Origin of the sequence: Candidatus Phytoplasma crotalariae, assembly GCF_030586865.1 — a bacterium.
Lineage (GTDB): Bacteria > Bacillota_I > Bacilli_A > Acholeplasmatales > Acholeplasmataceae > Phytoplasma > Phytoplasma citri.
Genome location: NZ_JAOSIR010000062.1, coordinates 1 through 1,006, shown reverse-complemented (window position 1 = coordinate 1,006; position 1,006 = coordinate 1). Strand labels below are relative to the sequence as shown.

The 1,006-nt window shown below is 27.1% G+C and carries 2 protein-coding genes; both read left to right on the top strand.

Going from position 1 to position 1,006, the window contains the following annotated elements:
- Positions 1–149 precede the first annotated feature (149 nt).
- A complete protein-coding gene (locus OC683_RS02525) occupies positions 150–296 on the top strand; it encodes an SVM family protein (RefSeq protein WP_420887827.1) in 147 nt (48 codons plus the stop codon).
- Positions 297–529: 233 nt separating this feature from the next.
- A partial coding sequence (locus tag OC683_RS02450; RefSeq protein WP_304514951.1) for a sigma-70 family RNA polymerase sigma factor occupies positions 530–1,006 on the top strand: 477 nt, incomplete at its 3' end.

Below are 1,006 nucleotides of genomic sequence, written 5' to 3'. Positions count from 1 at the left end.
GCGCGTGTTTCCAATTCTAACTTTGAATTAATTAATTTTAACCACCACTTAAAACCTTTCCATAATAATTTATCGCTTTATCAAGATAAACACAACTATGATAAAATTCGAGAAGCTGAAAATAATAAAAAAACCAACTCTGATAACTGATGATAAAATTTAATAACTTCCGATATGTTCTATTTAAAAGAATAAAAATAAAAGGAGATTTAATTAAAATGTTTACATTACAAAATCAATTGAAAATAATTAGTATTTGTTTGTTTGTTTTCTTGGGATTATTAATTTATAATTAATAATAATCAAGTGATAGCAGAAGAATTGTGGAATTAGCTTTAGAACAAAAACAATTATCAAACCAAATTAGTTTAAGTCTAATAGGATCTGCCGCACTGCACCCCAAAAGTATTACAACTAAATAATTACTTAATAATCATTAAGATCAACTTATCAGTTGGTCTTTTTATTTTTTAAAAAGAATAAAAAGTGAAACTTCAGCTTTTCTAAAATATTTTTAGAAAGGGAACTCATGAATCGAAACACATTATTTTTACTTTTTTTAAAAGATAAAAGTAATTTTAAGTTACGCGAACAATTAATAATATTACATTTACCTTTAGTTAAAAAACTAGTTTATCAATTTAAATATTATCCGCGTTGTTTAACTCGAGCCGATTTAGAACAAGAAGGGATGAGTGGTTTAAGTAAAGCTCTCGATCATTATCAAGATTTAGGTTATGATTTTTTAGCTTATGCGAAATCCCATCTTCGGAAAGCGATTTTCGAAGCCATTCGAAAAATGACTAAATCGATTACTTTAGTTAGTTGGGTAGATCATTATCATTATCCTTTAACATCATCCTTATTAACGCCGCATCGACACTGGTTAAAACAAGTGCATCACGAACTTTTTTTAAAAACAATGAAAAAGAAATTAAGTGCCACCGAATTCCAAATTATTCATTTAAGTTTCGGAGTTCCTTTAGGCAATATCCATGAAAATTAC

Excerpts from the sequence above, each read along its gene's own strand:
- OC683_RS02525 (WP_420887827.1), top strand. The coding sequence starts at position 150 with ATGATAAAATTTAATAACTTCCGATATGTTCTATTTAAAAGAATAAAA.